Origin of the sequence: Stenotrophomonas sp. SAU14A_NAIMI4_5 (assembly GCF_003086795.1) — a bacterium.
Taxonomy (GTDB): Bacteria; Pseudomonadota; Gammaproteobacteria; order Xanthomonadales; family Xanthomonadaceae; genus Stenotrophomonas.
The window spans coordinates 929,324-942,825 of the sequence record NZ_CP026003.1; the positions used below are offsets into that span (position 1 = coordinate 929,324).

Genomic DNA, 13,502 nt, shown 5'->3' on the forward strand with positions numbered 1-13,502 from the left:
ACAATCATGATGCAAGAGTCCCCGAACCTGCTGGTATTTTCCGGCAACGCCAACAAACGTCTGGCGCAGAACATCTGCAAGGAACTGGGAGTCCGCCCGGGCAAGGCACTGGTCTCGCACTTCTCCGATGGTGAAGTGCAGGTCGAGATCGAAGAAAACGTCCGCAAGCAGGACGTCTTCGTGATCCAGCCGACCTCGGCGCCGAGCGCGGAAAACCTGATGGAACTGCTGGTCCTGATCGACGCGCTCAAGCGCGCATCGGTGGCCAGCGTGACCGCCGTGGTGCCGTACTTCGGCTACTCGCGCCAGGATCGCCGCATGCGTTCCTCGCGCGTGCCGATCACCGCCAAGCTGGCGGCCAAGATGTTCAGCACCGCTGGCGCTGATCGCGTGCTGACCGTCGACCTGCACGCCGACCAGATCCAGGGCTTCTTCGATATCCCGGTGGACAACGTGTATGCGTCCCCGCTGCTGCTGGCCGACATCTGGCGCGCCTACGGCACCGAGAACCTGATCGTCGTCTCGCCGGACGTGGGCGGCGTGGTCCGCGCCCGTGCGGTGGCCAAGCGCCTGGATGACGCCGACCTGGCGATCATCGACAAGCGCCGCCCGCGCGCCAACGTCTCCACCGTGATGAACATCATCGGTGACGTCGAAGGCAAGACCTGCGTCATGGTCGATGACATCGTCGATACCGCCGGCACCCTGTGCGCCGCTGCCGCTGCCCTCAAGGCGCGCGGTGCGCTCAAGGTCGCCGCCTACTGCACCCACGCGGTGCTGTCGGGCCCGGCGGTGGACAACATCACCAATTCCCAGCTCGACGAGCTGGTGGTGACCGACACCATCCCGCTGAAGGACGCAGCGCGGGTGTGCAGCAAGATCCGCCAGCTGAGCGTGGCGGAAATGCTGGCCGAAACGATGCGCCGCATCGCCTTCGGCGAGTCGGTCAGCTCGCTGTACGTCGACTGATTTTTTCGTCCCTGCCGGCAACGGTAGGGACACACCCCGGGTGCTTCTGGTCGCGGAAGCATCTTCAATCGCCGAGCCGCAAGGCAAGGCAACAACCTGAGTAGTCGAAAATGTCGAAGACCCATGAAATCAAGGTCACCAAGCGTGAACTGCAGCGTAAGGGTGCGAGCCGCCGCCTGCGTCACGCTGGTGTGATCCCGGCCATCGTGTACGGCGGTACCGCCGAGCCGGTCGCCATCAGCCTGGACCACAACGAAATCTGGCTGGCCCAGCAGAACGAGTGGTTCTACGCCTCCATCCTGGACCTGAACCTGGATGGCAAGGTCGAGCGCGTGCTGCTGCGTGACATGCAGCGCCACCCGTACAAGCAGCTGATCATGCACCTGGACTTCCTGCGCGTGAACGAGAACGAAGCCCTGACCGCTTCGGTTCCGCTGCACTTCATCAACGAAGACACCTCGCCGGCTGGCAAGGCTGCCGACGTCGTGGTCACCCACGAACTGAAGGAAGTCACCATCAGCTGCCTGCCGAAGGACCTGCCGGAGTCGATCGAAGTCGACCTGGGCGCCCTGAACGCTGGCGACGTGGTGTACCTGTCCAACATCAAGCTGCCGAAGGGCGTGGAAATCCCGGCCCTGGCGCTGGGCAAGGACCACGACGACGCCATCGTCACCGCCAAGCACGGCAAGGAAGACGCTGCCGACGCTGAAGCTCCGGCTGCCGAGTAATACCGTAGCGGTGCCTGCCTCCGGGCAGGCACCGTTCTGGAAGGAACCATGGCAGGACTGCGACTGATCGTCGGTCTGGGCAATCCCGGATCGGAACACGCCCGGACCCGGCACAACGCCGGGTTTCATTTCGTTGAGGCCCTGGCTGAAAAAGCCGGTGCACGCTGGAATGTGGACAGCAAGCTGTTCGGCGAGACCGCCAAGGTCGAGATCGCCGGGCAGACCGTTTGGCTGCTGAAGCCGGCCACCTTCATGAACCTCAGCGGCAAGTCGGTCACCGCCGCACAGCGGTTCTGGAAGATCGAGCCGGAGGAAACCCTGCTGGCGCACGACGAACTGGACCTGCCGCCCGGCGCGGTACGGCTGAAGTTCGACGGCGGCCACGGCGGCCAGAACGGCCTGCGTGACACCATGCGCCTGCTCGGCCACGGCAAGTTCCACCGCCTGCGCGTGGGCATCGGCCATCCCGGCCACAAGGACCGCGTGGTGGGTTGGGTGCTCGGCCGTCCCTCCAAGGACGACGACGTGCTGATCGCACGCGCCATCGACGATGCCATCGACGTGCTGCCGCTGGCGGTACAGGGCGATTTCAACGAAGCAATGAAGCGGCTGCACACCCCGAAATAACGGTAGTGCCGGCCGCTGGCCGGCAACGGGCGCCCACCGGCCCCGGTAGGTACCGACCGTTGGTCGGTACGGAATCAACCAGACCGGTAGGTACCGACCGTTGGTCGGTACGGAATCAACCAGACCGGTAGGTACCGACCGTTGGTCGGTACGGAGAATGATTGGAAAAGCAGCGCCCACCTCGCTGCTTCCCCAATCACTTTCACCCCAGAGAGCTGTCACCCATGGGTATCAAATGCGGCATCGTCGGCCTGCCCAACGTCGGCAAGTCGACCCTGTTCAACGCGCTGACCAAGGCGGGCATCGCCGCGGCGAACTTCCCGTTCTGCACCATCGAACCGAACGTCGGCATCGTGCCGGTGCCGGACCCGCGCCTGGGTGAGCTGGCGGCGATCATCAACCCGCAGAAGGTCATCCCGACCGCGGTCGAGTTCGTCGACATCGCCGGCCTGGTGGCTGGTGCGGCCAGCGGCGAAGGCCTGGGCAACAAGTTCCTGGCGCACATCCGCGAAGTCGATGCGATCACCCACGTGGTGCGCTGCTTCGAGAACGCCGACGTCATCCACGTCAACAACAAGGTCGACCCGATCTCGGACATCGAAACCATCGATACCGAACTGGCCCTGGCCGACCTGGACAGCGTCGAGAAGGCACTGAACCGCGCCGAGCGCGCCGCCAAGGGTGGCGACAAGGAAGCGGCCGCGCGCAAGCCGGTGCTGGCCAAGCTGCAGGCCGCCCTGGCCGATGGCAGGTCGGGTCGCTCGGTCGGCCTGGACGAGGAAGAGAAGGCGCTGGTCCGTGACCTGTTCCTGCTGACCCTGAAGCCGGTGATGTACATCGCCAACGTGCTGGAAGACGGCTTCGAGAACAACCCGCACCTGGACGCCGTGCGCGCCCACGCCGCCGCCGAAGGCGCGCAGGTGGTGCCGGTGTCGGCCGCGATCGAAGAAGAGCTGTCCCAGCTCGACGACGAAGACCGCGACACCTTCCTGGCCGATCTCGGCCTGAGCGAGCCGGGCCTGAACCGCGTGATCAACGCGGCCTACAGCCTGCTGGGCCTGCAGACCTACTTCACCGCTGGCGTGAAGGAAGTCCGCGCGTGGACCGTGCGCAAGGGCGCCACCGCCCCGCAGGCCGCTGCGGTCATCCACACCGACTTCGAGAAGGGCTTCATCCGCGCCGAAACCATCGCGTATGACGACTTCATCAAGTACAAGGGCGAAGCCGGCGCCAAGGAAGCCGGTCGCCTGCGCCTGGAAGGCAAGGAATACCGCGTGCAGGAAGGCGACGTGCTGCACTTCCGCTTCAACGTCTGATCCAGCGGCAACGGATCGACCCCGGACGCCCCGCCTCGAGCGGGGCGTTCGCGTTTCCGGCATCGGTTTCTGCGCTGGACAAAAAATGACCACGCTTCGAAACGCCTGCGGCGCAACGTTCGCACGCACTTGTCCACACCAAACCCCCACCGCTTTCCACGCGCGGTGTGGAAAACCGTGGGGTCGGATCCCTTTCCACCGGAAAGGGCTCCGACCCCGATCAGCGCAGCCGAGTCGTGGACAAAATTTCACCACGCATGAAAACGCCTGCAGCGTAACGCTCGCACCCACTTGTCCACATCAAGTTCCCATCGCTCTCCACGTCGCGTGTGGAAAACAACCGAGGCCGTGGACAAAAAATCACCACGCGTGGAAACGCCTGCGGCGCAATGCTCGCGCCCACTTGTCCACACCAAGTTCCCATCGCTCTCCACGTGCGGTGTGCATAAACAACGAGGCCCGCCAATGGCGGGCCTCGTCGTCCACGTCCTGCGAGACCGCGCTTACAACGCGCTGCCGCCGAACTTGTGGGTGTACTGCAGGTTGATCGTGCGGCCGACGCTGTCGAACCAGGACACGTCGTAGTACGGGTAGGCCGTGTACGTGGCGTCCTTCGGCGGCATCTTGTTGAACACGTTGACCACCGACAGCGACAGGCGCGAGTGGTCGTCGAAGCGGTACTGCACCGACGCGTTGTAGCGGTAGGTGGCCTTGATGTACGGGCTGTCGCCGCTGTCCGGGTCGAACACCTGGTCGTAGCTGTCCGAGTTCGGCAGCTTGCCCAGGCGCGAGCCGTACACGGTGGCCGACCACGCATCCTTCTCCCAGGTCACGCTGACGCTGGTCTTGGTGCGCGGGATGTCGAAGCCGCTGTTCACCGCGAACTGGTCTTCGGTCGGGTCGCCCGGGTAGCGCTGGAAATCATGCTCCTTCACCCAGGTGTGGGTGCCGTTGAAGATGAAATCACCGGCACCGGTCTGCAGGCGGTAGCGCAGGCCCACGTCGATGCCCGAGGTCGACTCACGCGCCACGTTGATCGGGTTGACGTACACGCCGTACAGGCGGCCGTCGGCGGTGCGGGTCACCCGCGCCAGCGCGTCCACGCAGGTCGGCGAGGTGATGTCGGCGTCGCCCAGGCGGCAGTTCGCTTCGCTGGCCAGGATCGTGCGCACGTCCATGTCCTGCACCTGCTTGCGCATGTCGATGTCGAACCAGTCCACCGACAGATCGAGGCCGGTGGCCGGCGACCAGACGAAGCCTGCGCTCCACGAGGTGCTGGTTTCCGGGTCGAGCTCGCGATTGCCGCTGCGGCTGCGGATCACGTTGCGCTCGTAGTCGGAGCAGTCATCGGCATCGTCGGCACGGCAGCTGTACAGATCCTCGGCCGTGGTCTCGTCGTTGCCCGGGCCGGCGAACACGTAGTGCAGGTCGGGCGCGCGGAAGGCGGTGCCGTAGGAGCCGCGCACCAGCAGGCTGTCCACGGGACGCCATTCCAGGCCGCCGCTCCAGGTCGCCTTGCCGATGGTATGGCCGGAATAACGGTACTGGTCGTAGCGGCCGGCCACGCTCAGGTTCAGCGTGTCGTGCAGCGGCAGGCGCAGTTCGGCGGCGGTCGCCCAGCGGTTGCGCGACCCCTTGCCGTCCGAATCCTTCCAGCTGTAGTAGTAGTACTCGGTCGCCAGCGGATCGGGATTCAACGCGTAGGCCTGCTGGCCCACTTCCACGGTCGCGGCGAAGCCGGCATCGCCGCCGGGCAGGCCGAACAGCGAACCGTTGGTCAGGGTCAGGGCCGCGGTCTCGGTGCGCGACTTCGGGGTGTAGGTCGTGCGTGCGGCGATCGACTCGTACTCGGCGCGGGTCAGCGGCCGGTACAGGCGCGACGGGTCGGCGTTGTAGATCGGGAAGCCATCATCGTCCTCGCCCAGCTGCGGCCCCAGGAACAGGTCGTTGGCCTTGGCGGCGACGATCTGCGGCCAGCTGATCCGCGACTGGTACTGCGAGTGGCTCAGCGCCGCTTCGTAATCCCAGTTGCCGGCCAGGTTGCCCTTGAAGCCGGTGGTCACGCTGAAGGTCTTCTGCGTGCTGCGCACCATGGCATTGCGCAGGCCGCCCATCTCCTCGGGCGAGAACTGGCGCTGCCAGAATTCGATCTCACCCGTGGCCTGGTTGTTGAAGTAGCCCGACTCGTCGCCGTCGGCGGCCATGCGGCCCCACGAGGTGACATCGCGCATCAGGGCCAGCGTGTGGTACCCCATCTGCACGTCGGCAAACCACTGCTGGCCGTTGTCGAAGTCATAGCTCATCGAGGCATAGCCGTTGGCGCCGCGGCGCTTGCTGAGGATGGTGCCGTAGCCGATCGACGCGTCGCTGCCGCAGTAGTAGCCATAGCGCGGGCGGAAGGCATGGTACGTGCTGCCTTGGTTCTGCCCGGCCAGCGCTTCGCAGGTGGCCGCGCCCGGGTCCAGGTAGTCGTCGTTGTAGTCGGTGCGCAGGTAGGCGCGGCGGGCGATGCGCGAGCCTTCGGTCGGCCCGTCCTGGGTCGAATCCTGGATGTCGCGCTCATAGGCCCACAGCGGCGTCTGCGACTGCAGCTCCACGCTGTACACCGCATTGAAATTGCCCTTGCTGAAGCCGCTGGACAGGCTCATGTCGAACGACTCGCCACCGCCTTCGCTGGTGGTGCCCATGCGCACGTCGACGGTGGTGCCGTCGGCCTTCTTCTTCAGGATGAAGTTGACCACGCCGGCGATCGCATCCGAACCGTAGATGGCCGACGCGCTGCCGGTCAGCACCTCGATGCGGTCGATCATGCCCAGCGGGATGTTGGACACGTCGGTGAAGTTGCTGCGGCCCTGGAACGGCATCGGGAAATCAGCGATACGGCGGCCGTTGACCAGCACCAGGGTGTGGTTCGGACCCAGCCCGCGCAGGTCGACCTGCTGCGCGCCCGGGGAGAAGTCGGCGCCGCTGGAGGACTGCTGGCTCTGCGTCTCGCCGCCGTTCTGGGTCATCGCACGCAGCACGTCGGGCACCGTGGTGAAGCCGCTGGAGCGGATCTCCTCGGCATTGATCACCGTGATCGGTGCCGGGCCTTCCACCTGTGCGCGCGGAATGCGCGAACCGGTCACCTGGACCGCATCGAGTTGCTGCACCGAAGAGGAACCGGGGCTCTGGGCCGCTGCCGAGGCAGCAAAACCCATCAACGCCAGCTGGATCGACCACGCCATCGCCTGTCTACGCATGAGAGATATCTCGGGAATGAAGCCGGCCCGCATAGGAAGGGCCCTGTCCCCCATTCACAATCCGGAATGGGCGCGCGCATTTAACGCCTTTTTTATGCTCTTGACTACAGGTCTTTCATCTGGCAAAGAGTGAAAACGGTTGCAAGCCGATTCTGTTCAGGGAGATCCACGATGAGTTCCCTTGTCCGCCGATTCTGGTCAAGCCTCGTGCTGGGGGTGGTGCTGGCCGTGATGGCCCCGCTGGCGTCAGCGCAGGACTCCCGCGACCTGCATTCCCCTGGCTTCGATTATTACGAGATTGGCGACCTGGATGCACCCCGTCCCGGTGCACGCGCCCCGGCGATGATGCTGATGGGCGGTGGCGAGTGGGTGCCCGAGGCCTTCCAGTGGTGGCTGCGGCAGGCCGGCAACGGCCGCGTGCTGATCCTGCGCGCGTCCGGTGGCGACGAGCTGCAGGAGCGCCTGTACCGCGATATCGGCGGCACCACCGCCGTGCAGACCCTGGTGTTCGACAACCGCCGCGGCGCCGACGATCCGGCGGTGCTGCGCGTGGTCGCCGCCGCCGATGCCATCTTCATCGCCGGCGGTGACCAGTCGCGCTACATCCGCTTCTGGAAGGGCACGGCGCTCAACCGCGCGCTCAATGCGCATGTCCGCGCCGGCAAGCCGATCGCCGGTACCAGCGCTGGGCTGGCGATCCTCGGTGGTTACGCCTACGGCGCGCTCGATGGCGGCAGCATCACCTCGGCCGGCGCGCTGGCCGACCCGATGGGCAGCGCGGTCACCCTGGACAGCGGCTTCCTGCACATGCCCTACCTGCAGCGCGTGGTCACCGATACCCACTTCGACAAGCGCGACCGGCTCGGCCGCCTGATCGTGTTCGTCGCCCGCGCCGCGCAGGAAAGCGGTGATCCGGACATGGTCGGCATCGGCGTGGACGAGGACACCGCGCTGTGCGTGGAGCCCGACGGCCAGGCCCAGGTCTACAGCGCCGATGGCCAGGGCAAGGTCTGGGTGGTCAGCCCCGGCCGCGACGCCGACCGGATGGTCGAAGGCGAGCCGTTGCAGTTCCACGCCGTGCCGGTCACCGTGGTCGCCAGCGGTGGCCGCCTGCGCCTGGATGACTTCCAGGCCGACGTCGACTACCACGCCATGGCCGACATCACCGACGGCGAGATCGAAATCACGCGCCGGTAGTGCCGGGCCATGCCCGGTGGCCTTGCCGCATCGCTCTTTCCGCCGGGCATGGCCCGGCGCTACCGAACTACACTCCCTGGAGACGTACCTGATGAAACTGCGCTTGGCGCTGTCTGCCCTGTTGTCCCTGCCCCTGCTCGCGCAGGCAGCGCCGTCCACTTCGCCGCTGCTGGTCATCCATGGCGGGGCAGGGGTCGAGCGCAAGGATCTGTCGCCGGCTGAAGAGAAGGCTGCGCGCGCGGCGTTGAAGGCAGCGCTGTTGAAGGGGCATGCCGAACTGGCGGCAGGTCGCCCGGCGCTGGCGGCGGTCACCGCGGCGATCACCGTGCTCGAGGACGATCCCACCTTCAATGCCGGCAAGGGCGCGGTGTTCACCCATGACGGCCACAACGAACTGGACGCTTCGCTGATGGATGGCGCCACCCAGGCGGCCGGTGCGGTCGCGGGCGTGCAGCGCGTGCGCAACCCGATCCAGCTGGCGCAGCTGGTCATGCAGAAATCGCCGCACGTGATGATGGTCGGGCAGGGCGCCGAGGCGTTCGCGGTGGAGCAGGGCGTCAGCCTGGTGGATCCCTCGTATTTCCGCACCGACAAGCGCTGGCAGCAGCTGCAGCGCGCACTGAAGGAAGAGGCCAGCGGCCAGGCTCATGCCGATCTCGAAACCGCCAAGCACTTCGGCACCGTCGGCGCCGTCGCGCTGGATGCGCAGGGGCATCTTGCGGCAGGCACGTCCACCGGCGGCATGACCAACAAGCGCTACGGCCGCGTGGGCGACTCGCCGATCATCGGTGCCGGTACCTGGGCCGACACGCGCTGCGCGGTGTCCGGTACCGGTTGGGGCGAGTACTACATCCGCACCGCGGCGGCGCACGAGATCTGTGCGCGCATGCGTTACCAGGGGCAGACGCCGGAGCAGGCCGGCAAGGGCGTCATCAATGACACCATTCCGCAGATGGGTGGCGATGGTGGCGCCATCGTGCTGTCCGCAGACGGAAAAGCGGCCACGCCGTTCAACACGCAGGGCATGTATCGGGGCTGGATTGGCGCCGACGGAGTGCCCCATGTCGCAATTTTCGCCAACGAGACCCTGGTGCTGCCGGGGCAATAACCTTGCGTATCAATGGGTTTGCGACAACGTGTGAAAAAAACCGAAAAAAGCGTTGACAGCCCCCCGTCCCATCAGCAGAATAAGCGGCTCACCACCACACACCGCAACGCTTCGGCGGCAACGGGATGGGGTGGTAAGGAGGGATACCCAAGCGGCCAACGGGGGCAGACTGTAAATCTGCTGGCTTACGCCTTCGGTGGTTCGAATCCACCTCCCTCCACCAGATTCACGTTGTGGCACATTCCCGGTGCGGGAGTAGTTCAATGGTAGAACCTCAGCCTTCCAAGCTGATGGTGCGGGTTCGATTCCCGTCTCCCGCTCCATTGAATGAACTTTGAATATTATCGAGTTCATGCCATAATGCAAAACTCGCTCACATAGCTCAGTCGGTAGAGCACTTCCTTGGTAAGGAAGAGGTCGAAGGTTCGATTCCTTTTGTGAGCACCATCTTAAGCACCACACCAGACGAATTCGAGATAAGCAGCCATGGCCAAGGGTAAGTTCGAGCGCACCAAGCCGCACGTCAACGTCGGCACCATCGGTCACGTCGACCACGGCAAGACCACGCTGACCGCCGCACTGACCAAGATCGGTGCCGAGCGTTTCGGCGGCGAGTTCAAGGACTACTCGGCCATTGACGCCGCTCCGGAAGAGAAGGCTCGTGGCATCACGATCTCGACCGCGCACGTCGAATACGAATCCACCACCCGTCACTACGCCCACGTCGATTGCCCGGGCCACGCTGACTACGTCAAGAACATGATCACCGGTGCCGCCCAGATGGACGGCGCGATCCTGGTGTGCTCGGCCGCTGACGGCCCGATGCCGCAGACCCGCGAGCACATCCTGCTGTCGCGTCAGGTCGGCGTGCCGTACATCGTCGTGTTCCTGAACAAGGCCGACATGGTTGACGATGCCGAGCTGCTGGAACTGGTCGAAATGGAAGTCCGCGAGCTGCTGAGCAAGTACGACTTCCCGGGCGACGACACCCCGATCATCTCGGGTTCGGCCCGCCTGGCGCTGGAAGGCGACCAGAGCGACATCGGCGTGCCGGCCGTGATCAAGCTGGTCGATGCTCTCGACAGCTGGATCCCGACCCCGGAGCGTGACGTCGACAAGCCGTTCCTGATGCCGGTGGAAGACGTGTTCTCGATCTCGGGCCGCGGCACCGTGGTGACCGGTCGTATCGAGCGCGGCGTGATCAAGGTCGGCGAAGAAATCGAAATCGTCGGCATCCGTCCGGTGCAGAAGACCACCGTGACCGGCGTCGAAATGTTCCGCAAGCTGCTGGACCAGGGCCAGGCAGGCGACAACGCCGGTCTGCTGCTGCGCGGCACCAAGCGTGACGACGTCGAGCGTGGCCAGGTCCTGGCCAAGCCGGGTTCGATCAAGCCGCACACCAAGTTCGACGCCGAAGTCTACGTGCTGTCGAAGGACGAAGGTGGCCGTCACACCCCGTTCTTCAAGGGCTACCGTCCGCAGTTCTACTTCCGTACCACCGACATCACCGGTGCGGTTGAGCTGCCGGAAGGCGTCGAGATGGTGATGCCGGGCGACAACATCAAGATGGTTGTCACCCTGATCAACCCGGTCGCAATGGACGCCGGCCTGCGCTTCGCAATCCGCGAAGGTGGCCGTACCGTCGGCGCCGGTGTGGTCTCCACCATCATCGAGTAAGCCTGCAAAGCCGGCGGTTGCATAGCGCTGCCGGTCGCGCGAGTGGCGGGCCGGGAACCTCGGTCCGCCTTCGCCGTCTAAGGGAAGGCAAGTTTCAATCTGTACGCCAGTAGCTCAATTGGCAGAGCAGCGGTCTCCAAAACCGCAGGTTGGGGGTTCGAGTCCCTCCTGGCGTGCCATCTGCCCACCTTATCCAGCGGTTCGGCCGCTAAAGCAGACATAGCCTGATGAATAGCAAGATCGAACACTCCAAGGACACCTCCACCCAGGGTGGGGATATCGTCAAGTACGCCCTCGCCACCCTGCTGGTGCTGGCTGGTCTGTTCGTCTGGTTCTGGTTCTCCGCTGACTCCGGTCGCGCTGCCCAGCTGGGCGCGTGGACGGGTCAGCTGCGTGCGTTGGCCGTTGTCGTGGGTCTGGCCGGTGGTATCGGCGTGTTCCTGCTGACCGGCAAGGGTCGTGATACCCGCGAATTCCTCTCCGAGTCGCGCTTCGAGCTGCGCAAGGTGGTCTGGCCGACGCGCCAGGAAGCCACCCGCATGACCTGGGTCGTGATGGTTGTGGTGATCATCCTCAGCCTGCTGCTGGGTGGATTCGATTACGTCATTCAGCGGCTGGTCCAGCTGTTCCTGACCCGCTAAGGAGATTTGCATGAAGCGTTGGTACGTCGTTCACGCCTATTCGGGCTTCGAGAAGTCGGTTGCGCAGGCCCTGCGTGATCGCATCGCCCGTGACGGCATGGAAGAGCGCTTCGGCGATGTCCTGGTCCCGACCGAAGAAGTGGTCGAGATGCGCGCTGGCCAGAAGCGCCGTTCGGAGCGCAAGTTCTTCCCGGGTTACGTGCTGGTCCAGATCGAGACCCACGAAGAAGCCGGCATCCCGCGCATCGACAACGAAAGCTGGCACCTGGTCAAGGAAACCCCGCGCGTCATGGGCTTCATCGGCGGCACCGCCGATCGTCCGCTGCCGATCGCCGATTCCGAGGCCGAGGCCATCCTGAACCGCGTTCAGGAAGGCGTCGAGAAGCCGCGTCCGAAGGTGCTGTTCGAGCCGGGCCAGATGGTCCGCGTCACCGACGGTCCGTTCAACGATTTCAATGGCGTCGTCGAAGAAGTCAACTACGAGAAGAGCCGTCTGCGCGTCTCGGTGCTGATCTTCGGTCGTGCCACCCCGGTCGAACTCGAGTTCGGCCAGGTCGAAAAGGCCGTCTAAGCGGCCGGTAGAGTCGAGCTTGCTCGACTTTGCTGATCAGTCGAGCAAGCTCGACTCTACAGGACCAGAAACCGGGCTCAGCCCGGTTTCGTTCGTTTACGTGCCGCTTCAGGCATGTGAAGAAAAAACCTGATATAGTGCGCGGCTCCCCGCTGGGAAGCCAGCAGGATGAAGCCGCCGCAAGGCGGCCTTCAGCATGATTTCAAAACGCGATGCCGGGACGCGTGATTCCCGGTCCGATGGGGAGCCTGTTGTCGCAAGGCGCTAGCACCCGGAGAGCATACTCATGGCAAAGAAAGTTGTCGGTTACATCAAGCTGCAGGTGAAGGCCGGTCAGGCCAACCCCTCGCCGCCGGTCGGTCCTGCGCTGGGTCAGCGCGGCCTGAACATCATGGAATTCTGCAAGGCGTTCAACGCTGCCACGCAGAAGCTCGAGCCGGGTCTGCCGGTTCCGGTGATCATCACGGCCTACTCGGACCGTACGTTCACCTTCATCACCAAGAGCACCCCGGCCACCACCCTGCTGAAGAAGGCCGCTGGCATCTCGTCGGGCTCCAAGCGCCCGAACACCGAGAAGGTCGGCAAGGTCACCCGTAAGCAGCTGGAAGAGATCGCCAAGGCGAAGGAACCGGATCTGACTGCCGCCGATCTGGACGCCGCCGTGCGTACCATCGCTGGCTCTGCCCGTTCCATGGGCCTCGTGGTGGAGGGTTAATCAGATGGCACAGAACAAGCGCGAAAAGGCCATCAAGGCCGCCGTTGTCCCGGGCAAGTCGTACGCCTTCGAAGACGCGATCAACATCCTGAAGACCGCCACCAAGGCCAAGTTCGTCGAGTCGATCGACGTTGCCGTGCGCCTGGGCGTCGATGCCAAGAAGTCCGACCAGCAGGTCCGTGGCTCCACCGTGCTGCCGGCTGGTACCGGCAAGTCGGTCCGCGTCGCCGTCTTCGCTCCGGCCGGTGCCAAGGCTGACGAAGCCCTGGCCGCTGGCGCCGAAGCCGTCGGTATGGACGATCTGGCCGAGAAGATGCAGGCCGGCGATCTGAACTACGACGTCGTCATCGCGACCCCGGACGCCATGCGCGTCGTCGGTAAGCTGGGCACCGTGCTGGGCCCGCGCGGCCTGATGCCGAACCCGAAGGTCGGCACCGTTTCCCCGAACCCGGGTGAAGCCGTGAAGAACGCCAAGTCGGGCCAGGTCCGTTACCGCACCGACAAGGCCGGTATCATCCACTGCACCATCGGCAAGGCCGACTTCGCCGAAGACGCGCTGAAGTCGAACCTGACCGCGCTGCTGCTGGACCTGATCAAGGCCAAGCCGGCGACCTCGAAGGGCACCTACCTGCAGAAGGTTTCGGTCAGCTCGACGATGGGCCCGGGCGTCACCGTCGACCAGTCGTCGCTGACCCTGAAGTAATTGTTTCA

At 64.8% G+C, this 13,502-nt stretch carries 12 protein-coding genes and 4 tRNA genes; 15 read left to right on the plus strand and 1 reads right to left on the minus strand.

From position 1 onward, the window contains the following. Positions 1 to 9: 9 nt before the first annotated feature. The 4 genes from C1925_RS04245 to ychF all read left to right on the plus strand — a co-directional run bounded on the left by C1925_RS04245 (position 10) and on the right by ychF (position 3,640). Entirely contained in the window at positions 10 to 969 is a 960-nt protein-coding gene (locus C1925_RS04245; RefSeq protein WP_025879147.1) for a ribose-phosphate diphosphokinase, read from the plus strand. A gap of 110 nt (positions 970 to 1,079) precedes the next feature. Further along, positions 1,080 to 1,697, plus strand: a complete 618-nt coding sequence (locus C1925_RS04250) for a 50S ribosomal protein L25/general stress protein Ctc (RefSeq protein WP_108767841.1) — start codon at positions 1,080 to 1,082, stop codon at positions 1,695 to 1,697. 48 nt (positions 1,698 to 1,745) lie between these two features. After that, positions 1,746 to 2,324, plus strand: a complete 579-nt coding sequence (gene pth, locus C1925_RS04255; RefSeq protein ID WP_079220740.1) for an aminoacyl-tRNA hydrolase — start codon at positions 1,746 to 1,748, stop codon at positions 2,322 to 2,324. Between the two features lie 224 nt (positions 2,325 to 2,548). Continuing rightward, positions 2,549 to 3,640, plus strand: a complete 1,092-nt coding sequence (gene ychF / locus C1925_RS04260; RefSeq protein WP_108767842.1) for a redox-regulated ATPase YchF — start codon at positions 2,549 to 2,551, stop codon at positions 3,638 to 3,640. Between the two features lie 503 nt (positions 3,641 to 4,143). Here ychF and C1925_RS04265 read toward each other — a convergent pair. After that, positions 4,144 to 6,882 carry a TonB-dependent receptor gene (locus C1925_RS04265; RefSeq protein WP_108767843.1) on the minus strand — a complete coding sequence of 913 codons (2,739 nt, stop codon included), beginning with the start codon at positions 6,880 to 6,882 and terminating at the stop codon, positions 4,144 to 4,146. A gap of 231 nt (positions 6,883 to 7,113) precedes the next feature. Here C1925_RS04265 and C1925_RS04270 point away from each other — a divergent pair, with 231 nt between their 5' ends. The 11 genes from C1925_RS04270 to rplA all read left to right on the plus strand — a co-directional run bounded on the left by C1925_RS04270 (position 7,114) and on the right by rplA (position 13,494). Continuing rightward, entirely contained in the window at positions 7,114 to 8,079 is a 966-nt protein-coding gene (locus C1925_RS04270; RefSeq protein ID WP_254051425.1) for a cyanophycinase, read from the plus strand. 91 nt (positions 8,080 to 8,170) lie between these two features. After that, a complete protein-coding gene (locus tag C1925_RS04275; protein WP_108767845.1) occupies positions 8,171 to 9,187 on the plus strand; it encodes an isoaspartyl peptidase/L-asparaginase in 1,017 nt (338 codons plus the stop codon). Between the two features lie 137 nt (positions 9,188 to 9,324). Beyond that, positions 9,325 to 9,410 (plus strand) — tRNA-Tyr (locus C1925_RS04280). A 26-nt stretch (positions 9,411 to 9,436) separates the two neighbouring features. After that, positions 9,437 to 9,510: transfer RNA gene (locus tag C1925_RS04285), tRNA-Gly, on the plus strand. Positions 9,511 to 9,558: 48 nt separating this feature from the next. Beyond that, positions 9,559 to 9,634: transfer RNA gene (locus C1925_RS04290), tRNA-Thr, on the plus strand. A 39-nt stretch (positions 9,635 to 9,673) separates the two neighbouring features. Beyond that, positions 9,674 to 10,864 carry an elongation factor Tu gene (gene tuf / locus C1925_RS04295; protein ID WP_079220745.1) on the plus strand — a complete coding sequence of 397 codons (1,191 nt, stop codon included), beginning with the start codon at positions 9,674 to 9,676 and terminating at the stop codon, positions 10,862 to 10,864. A 103-nt stretch (positions 10,865 to 10,967) separates the two neighbouring features. After that, positions 10,968 to 11,043 (plus strand) — tRNA-Trp (locus C1925_RS04300). Between the two features lie 48 nt (positions 11,044 to 11,091). Further along, complete coding sequence (gene secE, locus C1925_RS04305; RefSeq protein ID WP_079220746.1) at positions 11,092 to 11,505, plus strand: preprotein translocase subunit SecE; 414 nt, start codon at positions 11,092 to 11,094, stop codon at positions 11,503 to 11,505. A 10-nt stretch (positions 11,506 to 11,515) separates the two neighbouring features. After that, a complete protein-coding gene (gene nusG, locus C1925_RS04310; protein WP_108748649.1) occupies positions 11,516 to 12,076 on the plus strand; it encodes a transcription termination/antitermination protein NusG in 561 nt (186 codons plus the stop codon). A 286-nt stretch (positions 12,077 to 12,362) separates the two neighbouring features. Next, a complete protein-coding gene (rplK, locus tag C1925_RS04315) occupies positions 12,363 to 12,791 on the plus strand; it encodes a 50S ribosomal protein L11 (RefSeq protein ID WP_004145248.1) in 429 nt (142 codons plus the stop codon). A 4-nt stretch (positions 12,792 to 12,795) separates the two neighbouring features. After that, a complete protein-coding gene (gene rplA, locus C1925_RS04320; protein WP_079220747.1) occupies positions 12,796 to 13,494 on the plus strand; it encodes a 50S ribosomal protein L1 in 699 nt (232 codons plus the stop codon). The last annotated feature ends 8 nt before the right edge of the window (positions 13,495 to 13,502 follow it).

What these genes read in the sequence shown, in the direction of transcription:
- C1925_RS04275 (WP_108767845.1), top strand. Translation starts at nt 8,171, where the DNA reads ATGAAACTGCGCTTGGCGCTGTCTGCCCTGTTGTCCCTGCCCCTGCTC.
- C1925_RS04250 (WP_108767841.1), top strand. Translation starts at nt 1,080, where the DNA reads ATGTCGAAGACCCATGAAATCAAGGTCACCAAGCGTGAACTGCAGCGT.
- C1925_RS04245 (WP_025879147.1), top strand. Translation starts at nt 10, where the DNA reads ATGCAAGAGTCCCCGAACCTGCTGGTATTTTCCGGCAACGCCAACAAA.
- secE (WP_079220746.1), top strand. Translation starts at nt 11,092, where the DNA reads ATGAATAGCAAGATCGAACACTCCAAGGACACCTCCACCCAGGGTGGG.
- ychF (WP_108767842.1), top strand. Translation starts at nt 2,549, where the DNA reads ATGGGTATCAAATGCGGCATCGTCGGCCTGCCCAACGTCGGCAAGTCG.
- rplK (WP_004145248.1), top strand. Translation starts at nt 12,363, where the DNA reads ATGGCAAAGAAAGTTGTCGGTTACATCAAGCTGCAGGTGAAGGCCGGT.
- pth (WP_079220740.1), top strand. Translation starts at nt 1,746, where the DNA reads ATGGCAGGACTGCGACTGATCGTCGGTCTGGGCAATCCCGGATCGGAA.
- nusG (WP_108748649.1), top strand. Translation starts at nt 11,516, where the DNA reads ATGAAGCGTTGGTACGTCGTTCACGCCTATTCGGGCTTCGAGAAGTCG.
- tuf (WP_079220745.1), top strand. Translation starts at nt 9,674, where the DNA reads ATGGCCAAGGGTAAGTTCGAGCGCACCAAGCCGCACGTCAACGTCGGC.
- C1925_RS04265 (WP_108767843.1), bottom strand. Translation starts at nt 6,882, where the DNA reads ATGCGTAGACAGGCGATGGCGTGGTCGATCCAGCTGGCGTTGATGGGT.
- rplA (WP_079220747.1), top strand. Translation starts at nt 12,796, where the DNA reads ATGGCACAGAACAAGCGCGAAAAGGCCATCAAGGCCGCCGTTGTCCCG.
- C1925_RS04270 (WP_254051425.1), top strand. Translation starts at nt 7,114, where the DNA reads ATGGCCCCGCTGGCGTCAGCGCAGGACTCCCGCGACCTGCATTCCCCT.